15 protein-coding genes and 2 pseudogenes are annotated in these 16,230 nt (G+C 40.9%); 10 read left to right on the top strand and 7 right to left on the bottom strand.

The window, feature by feature from the left end:
* Positions 1-3: 3 nt before the first annotated feature.
* The gene (locus K6969_RS01630) at positions 4-1,770 is read right to left on the bottom strand and encodes a glycerophosphodiester phosphodiesterase (protein WP_171943096.1); all 1,767 of its coding nucleotides are present in this window, start codon (positions 1,768-1,770) and stop codon (positions 4-6) included.
* 79 nt (positions 1,771-1,849) lie between these two features.
* Between K6969_RS01630 and K6969_RS01625 the strand changes: the two genes are divergently transcribed.
* Positions 1,850-2,398, top strand: coding sequence for a GNAT family N-acetyltransferase (locus tag K6969_RS01625; RefSeq protein ID WP_171943095.1), 549 nt, complete (start codon positions 1,850-1,852; stop codon positions 2,396-2,398).
* A gap of 90 nt (positions 2,399-2,488) precedes the next feature.
* On the opposite strand, the gene K6969_RS01620 is transcribed toward K6969_RS01625, so the two are convergent.
* The 6 genes from K6969_RS01620 to K6969_RS01595 form a co-directional block, all read right to left on the bottom strand.
* The gene (locus K6969_RS01620) at positions 2,489-3,415 is read right to left on the bottom strand and encodes a transketolase family protein (protein WP_171943094.1); all 927 of its coding nucleotides are present in this window, start codon (positions 3,413-3,415) and stop codon (positions 2,489-2,491) included.
* A complete protein-coding gene (locus K6969_RS01615) occupies positions 3,412-4,260 on the bottom strand; it encodes a transketolase (protein ID WP_044683669.1) in 849 nt (282 codons plus the stop codon). The genes K6969_RS01620 and K6969_RS01615 overlap by 4 nt, the downstream gene beginning before the upstream one ends.
* Position 4,261: 1 nt before the next feature.
* Positions 4,262-5,608 carry a PTS ascorbate transporter subunit IIC gene (locus K6969_RS01610; protein ID WP_171943093.1) on the bottom strand — a complete coding sequence of 449 codons (1,347 nt, stop codon included), beginning with the start codon at positions 5,606-5,608 and terminating at the stop codon, positions 4,262-4,264.
* Between the two features lie 53 nt (positions 5,609-5,661).
* Entirely contained in the window at positions 5,662-5,946 is a 285-nt protein-coding gene (locus tag K6969_RS01605) for a PTS sugar transporter subunit IIB (RefSeq protein WP_002935998.1), read from the bottom strand.
* A gap of 1 nt (position 5,947) precedes the next feature.
* Positions 5,948-7,990: a BglG family transcription antiterminator gene (locus K6969_RS01600; RefSeq protein WP_171943092.1), complete on the bottom strand. Its 2,043-nt coding sequence runs from the start codon at positions 7,988-7,990 to the stop codon at positions 5,948-5,950.
* A 373-nt stretch (positions 7,991-8,363) separates the two neighbouring features.
* The gene (locus K6969_RS01595) at positions 8,364-8,858 is read right to left on the bottom strand and encodes a DUF536 domain-containing protein (protein WP_012774919.1); all 495 of its coding nucleotides are present in this window, start codon (positions 8,856-8,858) and stop codon (positions 8,364-8,366) included.
* Positions 8,859-9,425: 567 nt separating this feature from the next.
* Here K6969_RS01595 and K6969_RS01590 point away from each other — a divergent pair.
* From K6969_RS01590 to glnA, 9 genes and pseudogenes are all read left to right on the top strand, one after another.
* Positions 9,426-9,572 (top strand): annotated as a pseudogene (locus K6969_RS01590) (putative sulfate exporter family transporter); the annotation flags it as partial.
* Between the two features lie 83 nt (positions 9,573-9,655).
* A complete protein-coding gene (locus tag K6969_RS01585) occupies positions 9,656-9,841 on the top strand; it encodes a hypothetical protein (protein WP_029174225.1) in 186 nt (61 codons plus the stop codon).
* Positions 9,822-10,172 carry an IS66 family insertion sequence element accessory protein TnpB gene (gene tnpB / locus K6969_RS01580; RefSeq protein ID WP_061631536.1) on the top strand — a complete coding sequence of 117 codons (351 nt, stop codon included), beginning with the start codon at positions 9,822-9,824 and terminating at the stop codon, positions 10,170-10,172. Before K6969_RS01585 ends, tnpB begins: the two co-directional genes overlap by 20 nt.
* 53 nt (positions 10,173-10,225) lie before the next feature.
* Complete coding sequence (locus K6969_RS01575) at positions 10,226-10,432, top strand: hypothetical protein (protein ID WP_029178813.1); 207 nt, start codon at positions 10,226-10,228, stop codon at positions 10,430-10,432.
* Positions 10,386-11,126 (top strand): annotated as a pseudogene (locus K6969_RS01570) (IS66 family transposase); the annotation flags it as partial. The gene K6969_RS01575 and the pseudogene K6969_RS01570, both read left to right, overlap by 47 nt.
* 293 nt (positions 11,127-11,419) lie before the next feature.
* Positions 11,420-12,622: an IS110 family transposase gene (locus tag K6969_RS01565; RefSeq protein ID WP_321537495.1), complete on the top strand. Its 1,203-nt coding sequence runs from the start codon at positions 11,420-11,422 to the stop codon at positions 12,620-12,622.
* Positions 12,623-13,534: 912 nt separating this feature from the next.
* Positions 13,535-14,050: an FUSC family protein gene (locus K6969_RS01560; protein WP_024419397.1), complete on the top strand. Its 516-nt coding sequence runs from the start codon at positions 13,535-13,537 to the stop codon at positions 14,048-14,050.
* A gap of 75 nt (positions 14,051-14,125) precedes the next feature.
* Positions 14,126-14,497: a MerR family transcriptional regulator gene (locus K6969_RS01555; protein ID WP_002940041.1), complete on the top strand. Its 372-nt coding sequence runs from the start codon at positions 14,126-14,128 to the stop codon at positions 14,495-14,497.
* A gap of 28 nt (positions 14,498-14,525) precedes the next feature.
* Positions 14,526-15,872, top strand: coding sequence for a type I glutamate--ammonia ligase (gene glnA, locus K6969_RS01550; protein ID WP_011921751.1), 1,347 nt, complete (start codon positions 14,526-14,528; stop codon positions 15,870-15,872).
* Positions 15,873-16,230: the final 358 nt, after the last annotated feature.

Here is a 16,230-nt window from a genome sequence, read left to right as displayed (position 1 = left end):
TGTTTATTCAAAATTATAAATCAAAGACTGAAATTGCAGGAAAAAGAGGTCTGAATAACGTCGATTCTCTTTCATTTCCTCCATCAGAATTTGAAGCTCGGTCATATTGTCAGTGATGATACCATCCACTTGTAGCAGCAACATCTTGGTCATACTCTCTTCTTCATTCGGTGTCCAAGCATAAACTGACTTCCCACGAATCCAAGATTTTACCATAAAGTTTTGATCAAGCGAGGTATACTCCATAGTATAGCCGTCAGCAACCGTCGTCGGATAGATAGAGTTGAACGGAAGAATAAAGAAAGATACTAATTTCTCGCTATACTGCTTTATTTCGATAATAGTACGGTAGTCTAATGATTGCATCTGGTGTCCTTTGGCAATCAAACGTTGACCGTATTTTTTTAAGAAATTCTGGGTGAGTTTTGGCGAATCTGCCTTGGTCACTTTAATTTCTACCAATAATTTCTGTCCCAGCTCATCCGCTTTTTCAAGATATTCATCAAAAGAAGGAACTGGAGCTGCCATGCCGTTTTCTGATGCAGTCATCCCTGTCAACTCTGCAAGAGTATAGTCATGTGTACCTCCGGGATTGCCCGTCAAAGCCAATAAATCCGTATCATGCATGACAATAAACTGACCATCCTTCGTCTCCTGAACATCCATCTCAATATAATCTGGCTTGAGCTGAGAGGTTTTCTCTAGGGCCTCGATAGAGTTCTGGACAGCATTGCCATTGTCAACACCGCGATGGGAAATGGTGACTGGCAGGGTATCGAAGGGATAGTAGAGTGCAAGCGCTCCTTGGGTACCGAATACCAGACTAGATACTAGCAAAATTGCCAATCGCAGGCGATGACGGAGGCGTTTACGGCGGTAGTTTGGCAATTGTTTCCCTGTTAAGAGACTTACAAATCCCATCATAAAGAGCGCAACTACTCCGTAGTAGGCTAATTTTAGGATTGCATAACAAACAACTGCCAGCCAATATGAAGGACCTGTGTCTGGTAGATAAGGTTCAGCCACTAGCTGTACTAGATAGAGCAATATCCCTATTCCTGTGAATAGGAGGACTGGAAAAGTGACCAGCCAAATCAGACGAAAAAAGGAACTGACTTGTTTTCTTCCCTTGGTCTTTTTCCAAGAATAAGCGATGGACGCCTTCACACTCCTGTGTTCAAAGTAAATGTTCGGCAGAGCGTACATAAAGCGTGATGCGAGCCAGAAGAGCAAGAGGAGAAAGAACAAAATCAATATTCCTAGCCAGACTGTGTTGGATAGGTAATCTACGATAAATTGGGGTACTACGATTTTATTAAAATAATAGATATTTAATACCCGTCGTAAAGACGGGAGAAGAATAACTGAGTAAAAGAGCAGAAATAAAACCTTTGGTAGGCTGCTGTGACGGATAATCGCCACCATACTATCTCGTACATCCCGTAAATAGTCGGGGAGGTGCTTGACTTTTTCATCCAACAGTTGCCAAACCCCTGTGAACAATAGAGCTAATTCTAGATAGGCAATGGCAATGTTGACAAAAAAGAGGAGAATAAACAAGCCTGTTACGAGCGGATTTTCAGCAAACACCAACAACAAATTCGTCGGTGAAAGGTAGGCATGCCCTGTCATAGCTAAGAGTCCCTCAGAAATCCATGAATTGAGCGGTATCCAAACAAATTCCATAAAGGTAAACAGGGTAAAAAAGAGCAAAAGAATCTTGTCTAAGTTGTAATATATTTTTTGAAATTCACGTTGTATCTTTTTCATGATTCTAGTGTCCCATATTCTGACAGGAATTGCAAGCCTTCATCAAATATGCTAGACTAGAAAAATAAAGGGGGTTCTCATGATTAGAATTGCACCGATGACTGAAGATTATTTGCATACACTTTGGAAGATTGGCCATCGTGAAGCCGCACCTCGCTGGAAGGAATTTGCAGCTCCCTATTTTGATGACTACCAGGCCTGTGCCGCTTTTGAAGATTTTCAAGCACTTGAACTCTACCAGTGGTTACAAAAAGATTGTGTCAGAGCAATCTTAGTGGATCAGCTGCCTATCGGATTTGTGAGCTATTACTGGGAGTGCCAGCCAACACGCTGGCTCGAAATCGGGATTGAAATCTATGACGATAAGGTCTGGGGAAAAGGATATGGTACCGCAGCCCTTGGGCTCTGGATTGATAGCATTTTCCAGCAATTTACAGAATTAGAACACATCGGGCTCACTACTTGGTCTGGCAACAAGGGCATGATGAGAACCGCTGAAAAATTAGGCATGACCAAAGAAGCCCATATCCGCAAGGTTCGATACTGGCAAGGGCATTATCATGATTCTATCAAATATGGAATTTTAAGAGAAGAATGGGTAGAGAATAAGAAAAAATCAAGTTCCTAAGTGGAGCTTGATTTCTTACTTTTGATTTGCTCTACTATTTCCAAGCCAAAGTAAATCGAAAGGCTACATAAAATACGAATCACTATCTCACTATTGTTGTAACATTGATTGTGCTTGTTTAACAATATGCTCTGCTGTCAGTCCATAAACATCCATCAAATAGACCTGTTGCCCAACTTGACCAAAAGATTCCTCAATACCAATTCGATGTACTGGGGTTGTCAGATCCGTAGCCATTAATTCACAAATGCTACTACCTAGGCCGCCAATTCGATTATGATTTTCTACAGTTAATACTGGCCTTCCTGATAATAGAGCTGGTATGTCTTCATGAATTGGTTTGATACGAAAAAGATCAATGACTTGAACAGATACTCCTTGAGCCTCTAACTGATCCGCCGCCTTTAATGCCTGCTCTACCATAATACCACTCGCAAGCAAGGTCATATCCTCCCCTTGCCTAAGGACACAGTAGCCTTTGCTAAAATCTTCTCCACCTTGATAAATAGCCGTTGGCGCTTTCCGAATGGTACGAATGTACTTCAACCCGTCTACCTTGATGGTTTCTTTAAGAACAGCTTGAAACTGGACATCGTCACTGACCTCATAAACACGCGCTTTTGGAATGAGCCGCATTAAGCCCAGCTCCTCAAACGGCATGTGAGTCCCACCATTCATCTCAGCTGATACTCCCGCATCGGAACCAATGACCGTGGCATTAAGCTGGGCATAAGCTAGAGAGATAAACACCTGATCATAGACTCTACGACTAGCAAATGGTCCGAAGGTATGAATGTATGGCTTGTATCCTAGAAGAGATAATCCAGCTGCTACCCCTACCATTTCCTGCTCCATGATACCTACATTGACATAGCGTCCACCCAGAACAGAGGACAATTTGTTGGTAGCCATTGAACTGGATAAATCTGCTTCAATAGCTGCTATGGTTGTGTCTTCCTGCCCTACCTGAGCTAGAAAATCACTATAAACCAGTCGCATCTCCTTTGTCTGTCTCATTCCGTCACCTCCAACTCTCTCGCTAAAACAAGTGTTACTTGCTCTAAATCTTCCCGTAATTGACCCGACAAACGCAAATGGTGATTGCTTTCTAATTCTTCTAAGAAGGTGACTCCCTGCCCCTTAGTAGTATCAAGAACGATACATTTTGGTTGTGGAGACTTACTTGACTTCATTGTTAGAATAGCATTTATAATAGCATCTATATCGGCACCATTCACACGCACTGATTCCCAACCAAAAGCCTGAAATTTTTCAACAAAATCAAAGGTTTGGCAAATATCATGGGTACGACCGTCTAGTTGTTTTTTATTGTCATCCACAAACAAAATCAGTTTCGATAGTTCGTGGTGGGCTGCAAACTGAGCTGCTTCCCAGCATTGACCTTCATTCAATTCCCCGTCCCCTACCAATGTGTAGGTATAGTATGGGGACTGTTCAATTTTCTTACCGTATGCTACCCCAGTAGCGACACTCATCCCTTGCCCCAACGAACCTGTTGTCATATCCACCCCTGGCGTTAAGTTTCGGTCAGGGTGTGAAGGCAAATGTGTTCCATTTTGATTTAGCGACAAGAGAAAATCTCTATCAAAGAATCCTTTCAAATACAACGTACTATAAAGTGCTGGACCTGCATGCCCCTTGGACAGAATAAAGTGATCTCGCTCCTTAGAAGAGAAATTCTGGACACGAATGTCCAGAATTTCTCCATATAGAGCAGCCAACACTTCTACGATTGATAAGCTACCACCATAATGACCAAATCCTAATTGATTCAAAGTCGCCAAGGTATGGTAGCGAATTTCTTTGGCAAATCGTTTCAAATCAGCTGTACCACTAGTCATATTATCCTTCTTTCTGTTCTTTTTTCACCAATGACAATCCAAGCATCAAGGCCAAGACAGCAAAGATACCAACAGAAACTGTGAAAATACCGCCATTTTTAGCAAGAATTCCCAAGAAAATACCTGATAGACCAAAATCTGCATCTGAGAATGTTGAACCTGCAAAACCAAGGTCTCCCAAAACAGGAAGTAAGAATACAGGTAAGAAACTAATGAGAACCCCTTGCATAAAAGCACCACAAACTGCGCCACGAACACCACCTGAGGCATTCCCCATAACCCCTGCAGTAGCTCCGCAGAAGAAATGTGGTACGACACCTGGAAGGATAACGACACCGCCAGTCAAGGCAAGAATAATCATGCTGACAATACCACCTGCAAAACTAGAGATAAAGCCAATCAACACGGCGTTTGGTGCATAAGGATAAACAACTGGACAGTCTAGGGCTGGTTTGGAATTCGGAACCAACTTCTCTGAAATTCCTTTGAAGGCTGGAACAATTTCCGCCAAAATTAAGCGTACACCGGATAAGATAACAAAAACACCTGCTGCAAAAGTTCCACCTAGGGTCAAGGCATAAATCATACTGTCAGTACCACCACTAAGGTTTTCCTTAATATAATCACCGCCTGCAAACAAAGCCACAATCATGTAAATCAAGTACATAGAAATGGCAATGCTGACAGTTGAATCACGCAAGAATGCCAAACCTTTAGGGAAATTAATATCCTCAGTAGACTTAGACTTATCACCGACCAAACCGCCTACTACACCACTCAACCAGTAACCAAGTGCACTGAAGTGACCTAGGGCGACATGATCATTTCCTGTCAATTGAATCATGTATTTTTGAACGAAGGCTGGGGAGAGTGTCATAATCAGACCTAAAGCCAACCCACCCATCACAATTAGGCCGACAGAAGTGAATCCTGCAACACTCATGATAACTGCAATCATACAGGCCATATATAGTGTGTGGTGTCCTGTCAAGAAAATATATTTAAAGCGTGTAAAGCGAGCAATAGCAATATTGAAGACCATTCCAAGCAACATAATCAAGGATGTAGCAGTTCCATACTTATCCAAAGCCATCGCTACAATAGCTTCATTATTTGGAACAACCCCTTTCAAGTTGAAAGCTTGTTCAAACATTTGACCAAATGGCTCAAGCGAGCCAACAATAATATTCGCTCCGCCACCAACAACAATAAAACCAACAAAAGTTTTCAAGCCCCCCTTAATTAAATCTGCTGCGGGCTTTTTCTGTAAGGCTAAACCTAGAATAGCAATGAGAGCCACCAGAATTGCCGGAGTTTTAGCAATATCAATGAGAAAATCCAATATCATTTTCTGTCTCCTTTATAATTTTATCTTTGCGGGTCATCCCCTGTGTATACAATTTAAACCAAACCTTTTTCTTGACAGATAGCCGTGACAAGTTCCCTCAACTCATTCATATCAATAATACTATTCAATATTCGAACATCTCCTAAATGAGTTGCAGAATCAGCCAGGTCACGTCCGACAATCCACACATCTGCTTCACTCGGATTGGCACCACCTAGATCATAATGCTCCACATGAACATCTGATACACCTAAATCTCGCAAAATGGATTCAATATTCATTTGAACCATAAAGCTAGAGCCTAAACCTGAACCACAGGCTGTTCCAATTCGTAACATATTACTGTTCCTCCTTTAATAAATGTTGTACGTCGGCAAATTCTTTGGCGCCGACAAGTTGTTGAATATTTTCTTCTTCTCGCAAAATTTTTGTCAAATGCGAGAGTGCTCTGAGATGGGTTTGATTATCCACGGCTGCAATACAAATGAACAGCCGAATTTCATGACTAGGGTCATCCAATAGATAAACTGGCTTATCCAATACCAACATTGACATCCCTACCTCATTAACCCCATCTTCTGGTCGTGCATGTGGAATCGCAATTCCTTTACCTAGGTCAATAAAAGGACCAAACTCTTCTACCTTCGCTATCATAGCATCAATATATAGAGTTTCTATAGCTCCTTTATCTGCCAGAGGTCGTGCAGCCAGGGCAACTGCTTTTTGCCAGTCTAAAACTTCCTCAGACCATTGAAAGGTCTCTTTTGTAATCAATTCTTCTAACATAGGACTCCTTCCCCTTTGCTCATGGGAGCGCTGATTGAGAAACTGCACCAATTCATATTTTAAAGCCTGCTCCTGATGAATGGTTGCATGTTTCCCAACAAGTGATAATAACTGCTCAATCTCAATCGGAAAATAAGCCGCATTTGGGAAATGCTGATTAACCAAATGAAATAATTCTTTTTTATGATTAGAGGTCATCAGCTGGGATACCAAGAAAAATGGTAGCTCTATATTCAGCTTGATAGTTCCAAATACCATGTCATAGTCTGTCATGTCTAGCATCTTCCAATCCTGTAAGGAATGGGTATCGGCAAAATAGATATTAGGAAATAGTTGCCGTAGATTTTCTTTTACAATCAGCGAAGAGCTCACTCCATTTGGGCAAACAACCAAGGCCCGATAACGATATGAACGTTGTTGACCTGCTTCGATGTAGCCACCAAAGTGGATGACAAAATAAGATACCTCACTATCTGGTATAGTAAAACCTAGATGCTCTTCCAAAGGTCGCAAAGCTTTTTTTACAAGATAGAACAAGTCAGCATGCTCTTCTTTGATGGTTTCAGTATATGAATTGACATTTACCAAACGAGATGTTAAACGGTAGTAAGCAGGAATTAGGTGACGTTGCAAACCTTCAATCATTTCCGAGCGATGTTCAAAAGCAATTAAGGACAAACGTTCCATCTCTTCCACTATTTCTACAGTCAAGTGGTAAAATAAATCATCCTTTTCTCTGCTCTCACCTTCTAAGCATCCTTGCAGTAAATGTGACAGATACTCTTGTGTCGCAGCATTTAATTCTAATGTGCTAGTACTTTTTAAACGTAATAATTTCCAAAGTCGTTGCAGAAAATCTTTTACAAACCCTACCTTTCCTTCAAAATTCCAGTTAATAAGGTTGCCAACACGCGCCTGACGGATAAATAAAAATATCAAAAAATACAAATATTCATCCAATCTCTCTTCTAAAGCTGAGACTTTATAATAATTGCAAGCTTGTTGACTCACTATTTTCAATTCTTCAATAGGATTTTCCTCACCCCAAGATTTAAGAATATAATCCAAAGCCCACACACCAATCGAAGACTGCAAACAATTACTGAGTGCATAAAGCGCCAAGCGATGTTTATCTTCTTCTCGACCAATTAGATGATAGCCTTTCGCCCTCGTATATTCCAAGCGTACTTGAAAGTCCAAGCAAAGTTCCTTTACATTCTTAATATCCGTCAATGTTGTGTTACGGCTCACACTCAATAATTCTTGGTAGTGAACGTTTGATACAAATTCTTTTCGGATAAAGGTATAAAGATAGATAAGAAGCTGTCTTTCTTCTTGCGAAAGATAGATCTGGCGATTGCGAAAGAGCGAAAATACACTTTCTTTTTGATTGTAAAGCTCCGTAGAAATAACAAACTCGCTATCTTTGTATTGTATCTGCGGGAAGGAATGTTCTTGCAACAATTGATTGACTAGTTCCAAATTAGAATGTAGCTGCTCCTTTTCAATTCCTGTTTGAATACTAAGTTCGTACAAACTTTCTTTTCGAGTCGCAAACAATTCCATCAGAATCGCCATGGTACGATTATCAACCATATTTTCCTCCTTGTCTTAATTGTATCCCTTTTCATTTCTGATTTCTAGAGTCTTTGAGCCCAATTAACATAATAAAAAACACAAATTCAATTGTGCTCACTACTTAAACTAAAAAAGATTGGTTCCCACCAATCTTTTTATATCACATGTCATCTTCCATTTTTTAGTGTGGGCTGAAACAGTCTATCCCCAGACTGTACCTCGCTTTCTTATTTCCAAGCTCGGGCTGAAACAGTCTATCCCTAGACTATACCTCGCTTTCTTATTTCCAAGCTCGGGCTGAAACAGTCTATCCCTAGACTGTTTCACTCCCCCGGACCTTTATTCGCTCTCTTGTTTTCAAGCTCATGATAAAAAGGTCCCCCGGACCTTTTTATTTCCCAAACAAACGTGCAAAGAAGCCTTTAGCTTGCACTTCTTCTGCCTGTGCTTTAACTTCGTCCAATTCCAACTTGAGAACTTCCTTATCGGCCATAGCTTTTAGTGTCAATTGCTGTTGCTGATCCAACTGTTTATCCTTCTCAGCAATCTGCACATCTTTGACCTTGAGTTGTTCATCTTTTTCGGCAAGTTGCTTATCTTTGGCTTTTAATTGACTATATAAGCGGATGATTTCAGCATTTTTCTCGTCAACTAAAATTTCCATCAATTCACGATGCTTGACTTCATCGCTAATCGGCTCATCTTCAAAAATGGTTGTTTTGTAGATTTCCTCCAACTTAATCAAGCCAGCACGATTTACAACGGTCACACCCTTGTCATTTTTATCTACAAATTCTTCAGGAAGTGATTTGACACGATTATTCATAGCCTGCCGGCTCACTCCTAAAATTTCAGCTAACTCACTGACTGTTTTTTCGATTCCCATAATATCCTCGGTACTTACATTTCTCATAGTTTGTATCATTAAAATATTACCACAGAACCCTATCCCTGTCAAATCTAGGGGAATTTTCGTTATGTTCGCATTAGTATTTTTTGAGATAGTCCTGTTTTCAATGCTTTTCGCCGTACCACTTCAAACCGTCCAACATCCTCCTACCAGCAGGGATCTTCCTCATCATTCGCAGTCTGATTTACCAGACCAGCAAAATCAAGGTTTGGACAAGTTTTCTCTGCATCCCCCTTCTTTTTCTCCTGATTTGTGTCCTTCGTCTCTGGGCAATCCCCAAGGAACCTGACTTAGTCTTGACTGGCTGGGAGCTTCTAGTACCACTCACCTTGCTTGGTCTCGCTCTGCTATTTTTTCAAAAGGAAAAATTAGTCCGCTATGTCTTTTTACCGACCTATCTCTTTATGATTGTTGGCGGTATGGTAAATATGGTCATGGCTGTTCCAGTTTGGTTTAATCTGATGTTGGTGTTTCTTCCAGCCATGACCTTTTGGATTGGAACTGCGGTTTTGTTGGTGAGGAGGAAAGGTATGAGAAAGACAAATATTAAAACTAATGGCTGCAATAGGTCTAAACACAAATGTTATAAAACTTATAAAAAGCGGTGGGAAACCCCTGCTTTTAGGATTTTCATGCTGGATATGTATTACGATAGTTACTTTAATTAGTCAACGATTATTAGGAATATGGTGTAACCGCCCAATAACAAGGTATCTATCCAATCACTCCTTCCTCCAGTATACTGTTATAAAAAACAAACTGGAGGATTTTTTATGTCACAGCCCATCGTCCCATTGACTATTCTCAAATCTCGCCGCTTTGAAAAGAAAAGCAGAAACGATATTCTGATGAAAATTCGTCTCGGAAAAACGGAAGTCACATTCTTCCGATCTATCAATCCTGAAGTAATGGAAACTATCTTGGATAAGGTGCTACATTATGACCATCCGACTCAGTGATTTAGGTCAAGTCTACTTGGTCTGTGGGAAAACGGATATGCGTCAGGGGATTGATTCTCTCGCCTATCTTGTCAAAAGTCAATTTAATCTGGATCCCTTCTCCGGTCAGGTCTATCTCTTCTGCGGAGGTCGAAAAGACCGATTCAAAGCTCTTTACTGGGACGGACAAGGATTTTGGTTATTGTATAAACGTTTTGAAAATGGGAAATTGACCTGGCCAAACAATGAAGAGGAGGTCAAGGCTCTAACTTCCGAACAAGTAGATTGGCTCATGAAAGGATTTTCTATCATTCCAAAAATAAATGTTTCAAAAAGTCGTGATTTCTATTGAAATCATGGCTTTTCTTTGTGTATAATGAGATAAAAAGAAGGAGGCTCGATCGTATGGATGAGTTATTGGCAATTATTAAACAACAGACCTCAACGATTGAACAACTTACCAATGAGCTAACCCTCCTTCGAGAACAGGTTGACTATCTGAGGCAGAAACTCTACGGAAAATCATCAGAGAAAGTTGAGTATCAACCCGGTCAGCTGAGCTTGTTTGGGGAAGAAAGCCTCCCTGAAGAAGAAGCTGACTTACCCAGTTGAAACAGAAACGATTACTTATAAACGCAAGAAAGCTAAGGGAGTTCGTCAGGCTATTTTTAGTCAATTCACTCCAGAGATTGTTCATCACGAATTGCAGGGCGAAGACTGCACTTGTCCAGACTGTCATGGACAGTTGAAAGAGATTGGTTCTACTGTTCAACGACAAGAGTTGGTCTTCATTCCCGCACAATTAAAGCGGATTGACCATATCCAACACGCATACAAGTGTCAAGTATGTAGTCAGAAGAATCTAAGCGATAAGATTATCAAGGCTCCCGTTCCTAAAGCACCTTTGGCATACAGCTTGGGTTCAGCTTCTATCATCGCCCACACCATTCACCAGAAGTTCAATCTGAAGGTACCCAATTACCGTCAGGAAGAGGACTGGCATAAGCTTGGTCTGCCCATCAGTCGGAAGGAAATAGCCAACTGGCACATCAAGTCTAGTCAATATTATTTCGAGCCGATTTATGACCTGTTGCACGAGAAATTGTTGGAGCAGCCTGTTCTCCATGCGGATGAGACCTCCTACAAGGTCTTAGAAAATGATAGCCAGTTGACCTACTACTGGACATTCTTATCTGGGAAGCATGAGAAAAAGGGAATCACCCTCTATCATCATGACAAACGACGGAGTGGCTTGGTTGTGGAGGAATTTCTAGGGGACTATGCGGGCTACGTTCATTGTGATATGTTACGGCAGTAACTTGGGAGTGGGAAAGAACTCGACCAAGATAAACATACTAAGATTAGTAGTGAGGAAATCTCCGACGGGAGAGAGTACTCACTACTTTTTTCATTCTCAAAATGATAAAGTAGAGGTGTCTTGTTAAGTCGAGAACTCTTTTGACGCTAGACGTCGCATCAAAAACTGGCAAGACACCTGTTTTAGAAAGAATGTTATCAAAGTATGTGGGACGCCAGACGTCGAGTATTGAAAATGACATCACTAAAACAAGGAATCATTCAAGACAAAGAGGTAATATCATGCGTGCAGTTTTTGGGATTGATGTGAGTAAGGCAGGTTCAGAAGTGGCCATTCTAGTCAATGGTGAGAAAGTTCATGGCTATACCATGTCCAATGACGCCTTAGGCTTTGCTCGGCTACTTGGCGATTTGAGAACCGTCCATAAACCAGAAATCATCTTTGAAGCAACAGGTGTCTATTCTCGCCGTCTCCAAACTTTTCTAGAAGATAATGGCTATGCTTATACAAGGCTTAATCCCTTAGAAGCTAAGAAGCAACTGGATAGCTTGCGTGTGAGGAAAACAGATCAAATTGACGCTGAAAAACTGGCTCAATCTCAATTTGTGCTGAATCGTAAACCCACTTATGTCCAAGAAGAAGTCTATCAAGAACTGCGAGATTTAAGTCGCTTCTATCAGAACTTAACTGAGGACATCGTTCGAGCTAAAAACCGTCTGCACAAGGTCTTGCAAGTCACGTTTCCAGAGATAGAGACTGTCTTATCAAAGCCAACTGGGGAACAATACTGGAACTTAGTTACTGCGTTTCCTTACAAGGACTTCGTGCTTGATTTAAGCAAGGACGAACTCTTAGAGAGCATTCGTCAGTCCACCTCAAAACGGATTTCTGACAAGCGTGTGGCGTATTTAGCTGAGAAGCTGATAGCACTAGCTAATCAATCTTATTGTGCCGTCAAGAAAACCTCTCCAATGCTGGAAGAGGTTCGTTACTATGGAAAAGAATTGCTTCGGCTTTCTGAACAGAGACAAACTGTCCTAGACCAAATGGTGGAACTAGCTCAGCCATTACCTGAATATGACATTCTGCTCTCTATTCCTGGAATAGCTGAGACTACTGCAACAAGTATTATTGGTGAACTGGGAGATATTCGCCGTTTTCAGTCTGCCAACCAAATCAATGCCTTTATCGGTATTGATCTGAGACACTATGAATCTGGCAACTTCCTCGCTAAGGAACACATTACCAAGCGTGGCAATCCCTACGCTAGAAAGATTCTGTTCAAATGTATTCACAATATCGCTTCAGCCAGTCACACCAAGCCTTGCCATATCGCCGACTTTTATGAGAAACGAAAAAGACAATCGCAAACGACTTCTACGAAGCCACACACGATTGCCTCCATACATCGTCTCATTCGGACAATGTATTACCTCATAACGCATAACAAACTTTACGATTACACTTTAACCCAAAATCAGTAAAATTGTTTATGCTATATTATTGTAACACCTTATCAAAAATTTTCAACATAAGGTGTTAATTTCGTGTACCCTTTTTTACACGTAACTTTAGTCCAAAAGAAAACAATTTCTTTATTTTGACTATTGAACTCGATATATTTTTCATCAAATACCTTGATAGGCTTGACAAATGGTAGAAAAAGAGTTCGTCAACAAGTCTTTATTTCTAGTTGTTGAGCTGAAACAGTCTATCCCCAGACTGTTTCACTCCTACCCCCGCACAGCTCAAACTGTCTGGGAGACAGTTTGAGGTTGGAAATGAAGCGAACTCTGTTCGCTTCAGTCGTATAGGTCAGATTTAGAGTGTAAAACACGAACAAATCTGCCAATCAACCACTGCGCTGAGATGTTGACACGAACTCTAAGAAGTGAGGTTGGACTTTATGCCCAGCTTCTAGTGCCATGACTAGTCTTTCTGGGAAGTATGACCTTGAAAGACTGGCTAGGTGCAGCTTTGACTGAAAAATAGGCGGTAAGTCAGCTCAAAATATCTGGGAGATATGTTGAGGTTAGAAATAGAAGAAGCGAAGCTTCTGTCAAAAATGATTCCGTAGATTGTTACTTTGATCTTTCTTGGTGATAACTTCAAATAGTCCACTGTGCTATTTGAACCCCGCAAGGCTGAATCTTGGTCACAACTCCCATTCAGCTACTGCGAAAAAATATAAATGTAAAAAAAGACGTTGTTTTTTGCAGCGTCTATTTGTTTGTCTTACTTCTGGGTTCCTTCTTGCAGCTGATTTAAAGTGGCAGATTATTGGTTTTTCGAAAAGCTGGCGTGAACAGGAGGCTTTTCCAGTCGAGCTTAGGAGAAAAGAAAAGCTGGGCAGGTATTTGCTATTCTATTTTCCGAAATCATGTTAAAATAGAAGTATGTTCAAGAAATATACATTTGATCCAAAGAAATTTCGGTTGGGGATGCGGACGTTCAAATCGGGTTTGGCAGTCTTTCTAGTTATTCTACTCTTTGGCTATATGGGCTGGGAAGGGATTCAGATTGCGGCTTTGACGGCTGTGTTTAGTTTACGAGAAGACTTCGATCAGAGTGTCCATTTTGGAGCTTCTCGTATTCTGGGTAATTCTATTGGTGGTTTTTATGCGCTACTTTTCTTTATTTTGGATAGGTTATTCTTAGATCATTTTTGGGTAACTGCGGTTTTTGTTCCGATATTTGTCATGTTAACGATTATGACAAATGTGGCGATGAATAATAAAGCGGGAATTATTGGTGGTGTATCAGCTTTATTAATTATTACATTGTCTATTCCTGCTGGTGATACGATTCAATATGTGTTTATTCGTGTGTTTGAAACCTTTATCGGAGTTTTCATTGCGATTCTAGTTAATTATGATGTGAATGTTATAAAAAAACGTTTTCAGGATAGATAATGTTATAAAATATAACATCGCCTATTGACCTCAAAAAAAAATTCTCCTATAATGGTAGGCAGAAAGGAGTTCGTTATGAGAGAAAAAGAGTTTCGTCGTTCCTTAGCCATCTTTCCGATTGGTAGTGTGATGAAGTTGACAGATTTAACTGCTCGTCAAATTCGTTACTATGAAGATCAAGGCTTGATTAAGCCCGATCGCAACGAAGGGAATCGTCGCTTGTATTCTCTAAACGATATGGACTTACTTTTAGAAATCAAGGATTTTTTGGATGAAGGATTGAATATTGCTGCGATTAAGAAGGAATATGCAAATCGGGAAGCGAAAGCTAAGGTCCAAAAACAGCAGAAAACCTTGACTGATGAAGATGTCCGTCGTATCTTACATGATGAATTCAGTCGTCAGGGACGATTTTCAAGTCCTAGTTCCATTTTCCGTTCGTCGTAATTAGCTTTTAAAATAGAGGAGAAAAATAATGACATTCACAGTGGCAGATATCAAGCGCGATATCAAAGAGAAAAACGTTACCTTCCTACGTCTTATGTTTACAGACATCATGGGAGTGATGAAAAACGTAGAAATTCCAGCAACTGATGAGCAGGTCGAAAAGGTTTTGTCAAATAAGGTCATGTTTGATGGTTCATCTATTGAAGGATTTGTTCGTATCAATGAATCAGATATGTATCTTTACCCAGACTTGGATACATGGACTATCTTCCCTTGGGGTGATGAAAATGGCCGTGTAGCTGGCTTGATTTGTGATATTTATACAACAGATGCTAAGCCTTTTGCTGGTGACCCACGTGGAAATTTGAAGAAATCGCTTCGTCACATGGAAGAGGCAGGTTTCTCTTCATTCAACCTTGGTCCAGAACCAGAATTCTTCCTCTTTAAGATGGACGAACAAGGAAATCCAACGCTTGAAGTAAATGATAAAGGTGGTTACTTTGACCTCGCACCAACGGACTTGGCTGATAATACACGTCGCGAAATCGTTAATGTCTTGACAGAGATGGGCTTTGAAGTTGAAGCGAGCCATCACGAAGTGGCAGTAGGTCAGCATGAAATTGACTTCAAATATGCGGACGTCTTAAAAGCTTGTGACAATATTCAAATCTTCAAGTTAGTTGTTAAAACAATTGCTCGTAAGCATGGTATGTATGCGACATTTATGGCCAAGCCTAAGTTTGGTATTGCTGGCTCAGGTATGCACTGTAACATGTCACTCTTTGACAAGGATGGAAACAATGCCTTCTTTGATCCAGAGGATCCTCGCGGTATGCAGCTGTCTCAAACTGCTTACCATTTCCTTGGTGGTTTGATTAAGCATGCTTATAACTATACTGCTATTACAAACCCGACAGTGAACTCTTACAAGCGTTTGGTTCCAGGCTTTGAAGCTCCTGTGTATATTGCTTGGGCTGGTAAAAACCGCTCACCATTGGTTCGCGTACCTGCATCACGTGGAATGGGAACTCGTTTGGAATTGCGCTCGGTTGATCCAACTGCCAACCCATACTTAGCTATGGCAGTTCTATTGGAAGTTGGTTTGGAAGGGATTCAAAATAAAATTGAAGCACCAGCACCAGTAGAATCTAATATCTATGCAATGTCTGATGAGGAGCGTCGTGAAGCAGGTATCACTGATCTTCCTTCAACTCTTCACAATGCATTGAAAGCTCTTCGTGAAGACGAGGTAGTTCGTGCAGCTCTAGGTGATCATATCTATACGAATTTCTTGGAAGCTAAGAAAATCGAATGGGCAAGCTACGCAACCTACGTTTCTCAATGGGAAATCGACAACTATTTGGATATGTATTAAAAAAATGGTCCGGTGGACCATTTTTTCATGAGCTTGAAAACCAGATAGCGAATTAGGACCCCGACGGGTCCTTTGTTCATGAGCTTGAAAATCAGAGAGCGAGTAATGGCGCTAAGACCATTTTTTCATGAGCTTGAAAACCAGATAGCGAGTTGGGACCCCGACGGGTCCTTTGTTCACGAGCCGAGAAATTGGAAAGCGGGTAATGGTCCAGTGGAGTGAAATAGTCTGGGAAGAGACTGTTTCGGCCTGAGCTAATAAATAGCAGGGCGAGGGGATAGGCATGAGCTTGGAAACGGTCTTTTTTTCAAGCTGGGTTATCTTGTTAATATAAAATAAATCCCAGAGGTTTCACCTC

Source organism: Streptococcus suis, assembly GCF_019856455.1.
In the GTDB taxonomy this organism is placed as follows: domain Bacteria; phylum Bacillota; class Bacilli; order Lactobacillales; family Streptococcaceae; genus Streptococcus; species Streptococcus suis_AE.
The sequence above is the reverse complement of the archived record's forward strand: the minus strand, read 5'-3'. Positions and strand labels throughout refer to the sequence as shown.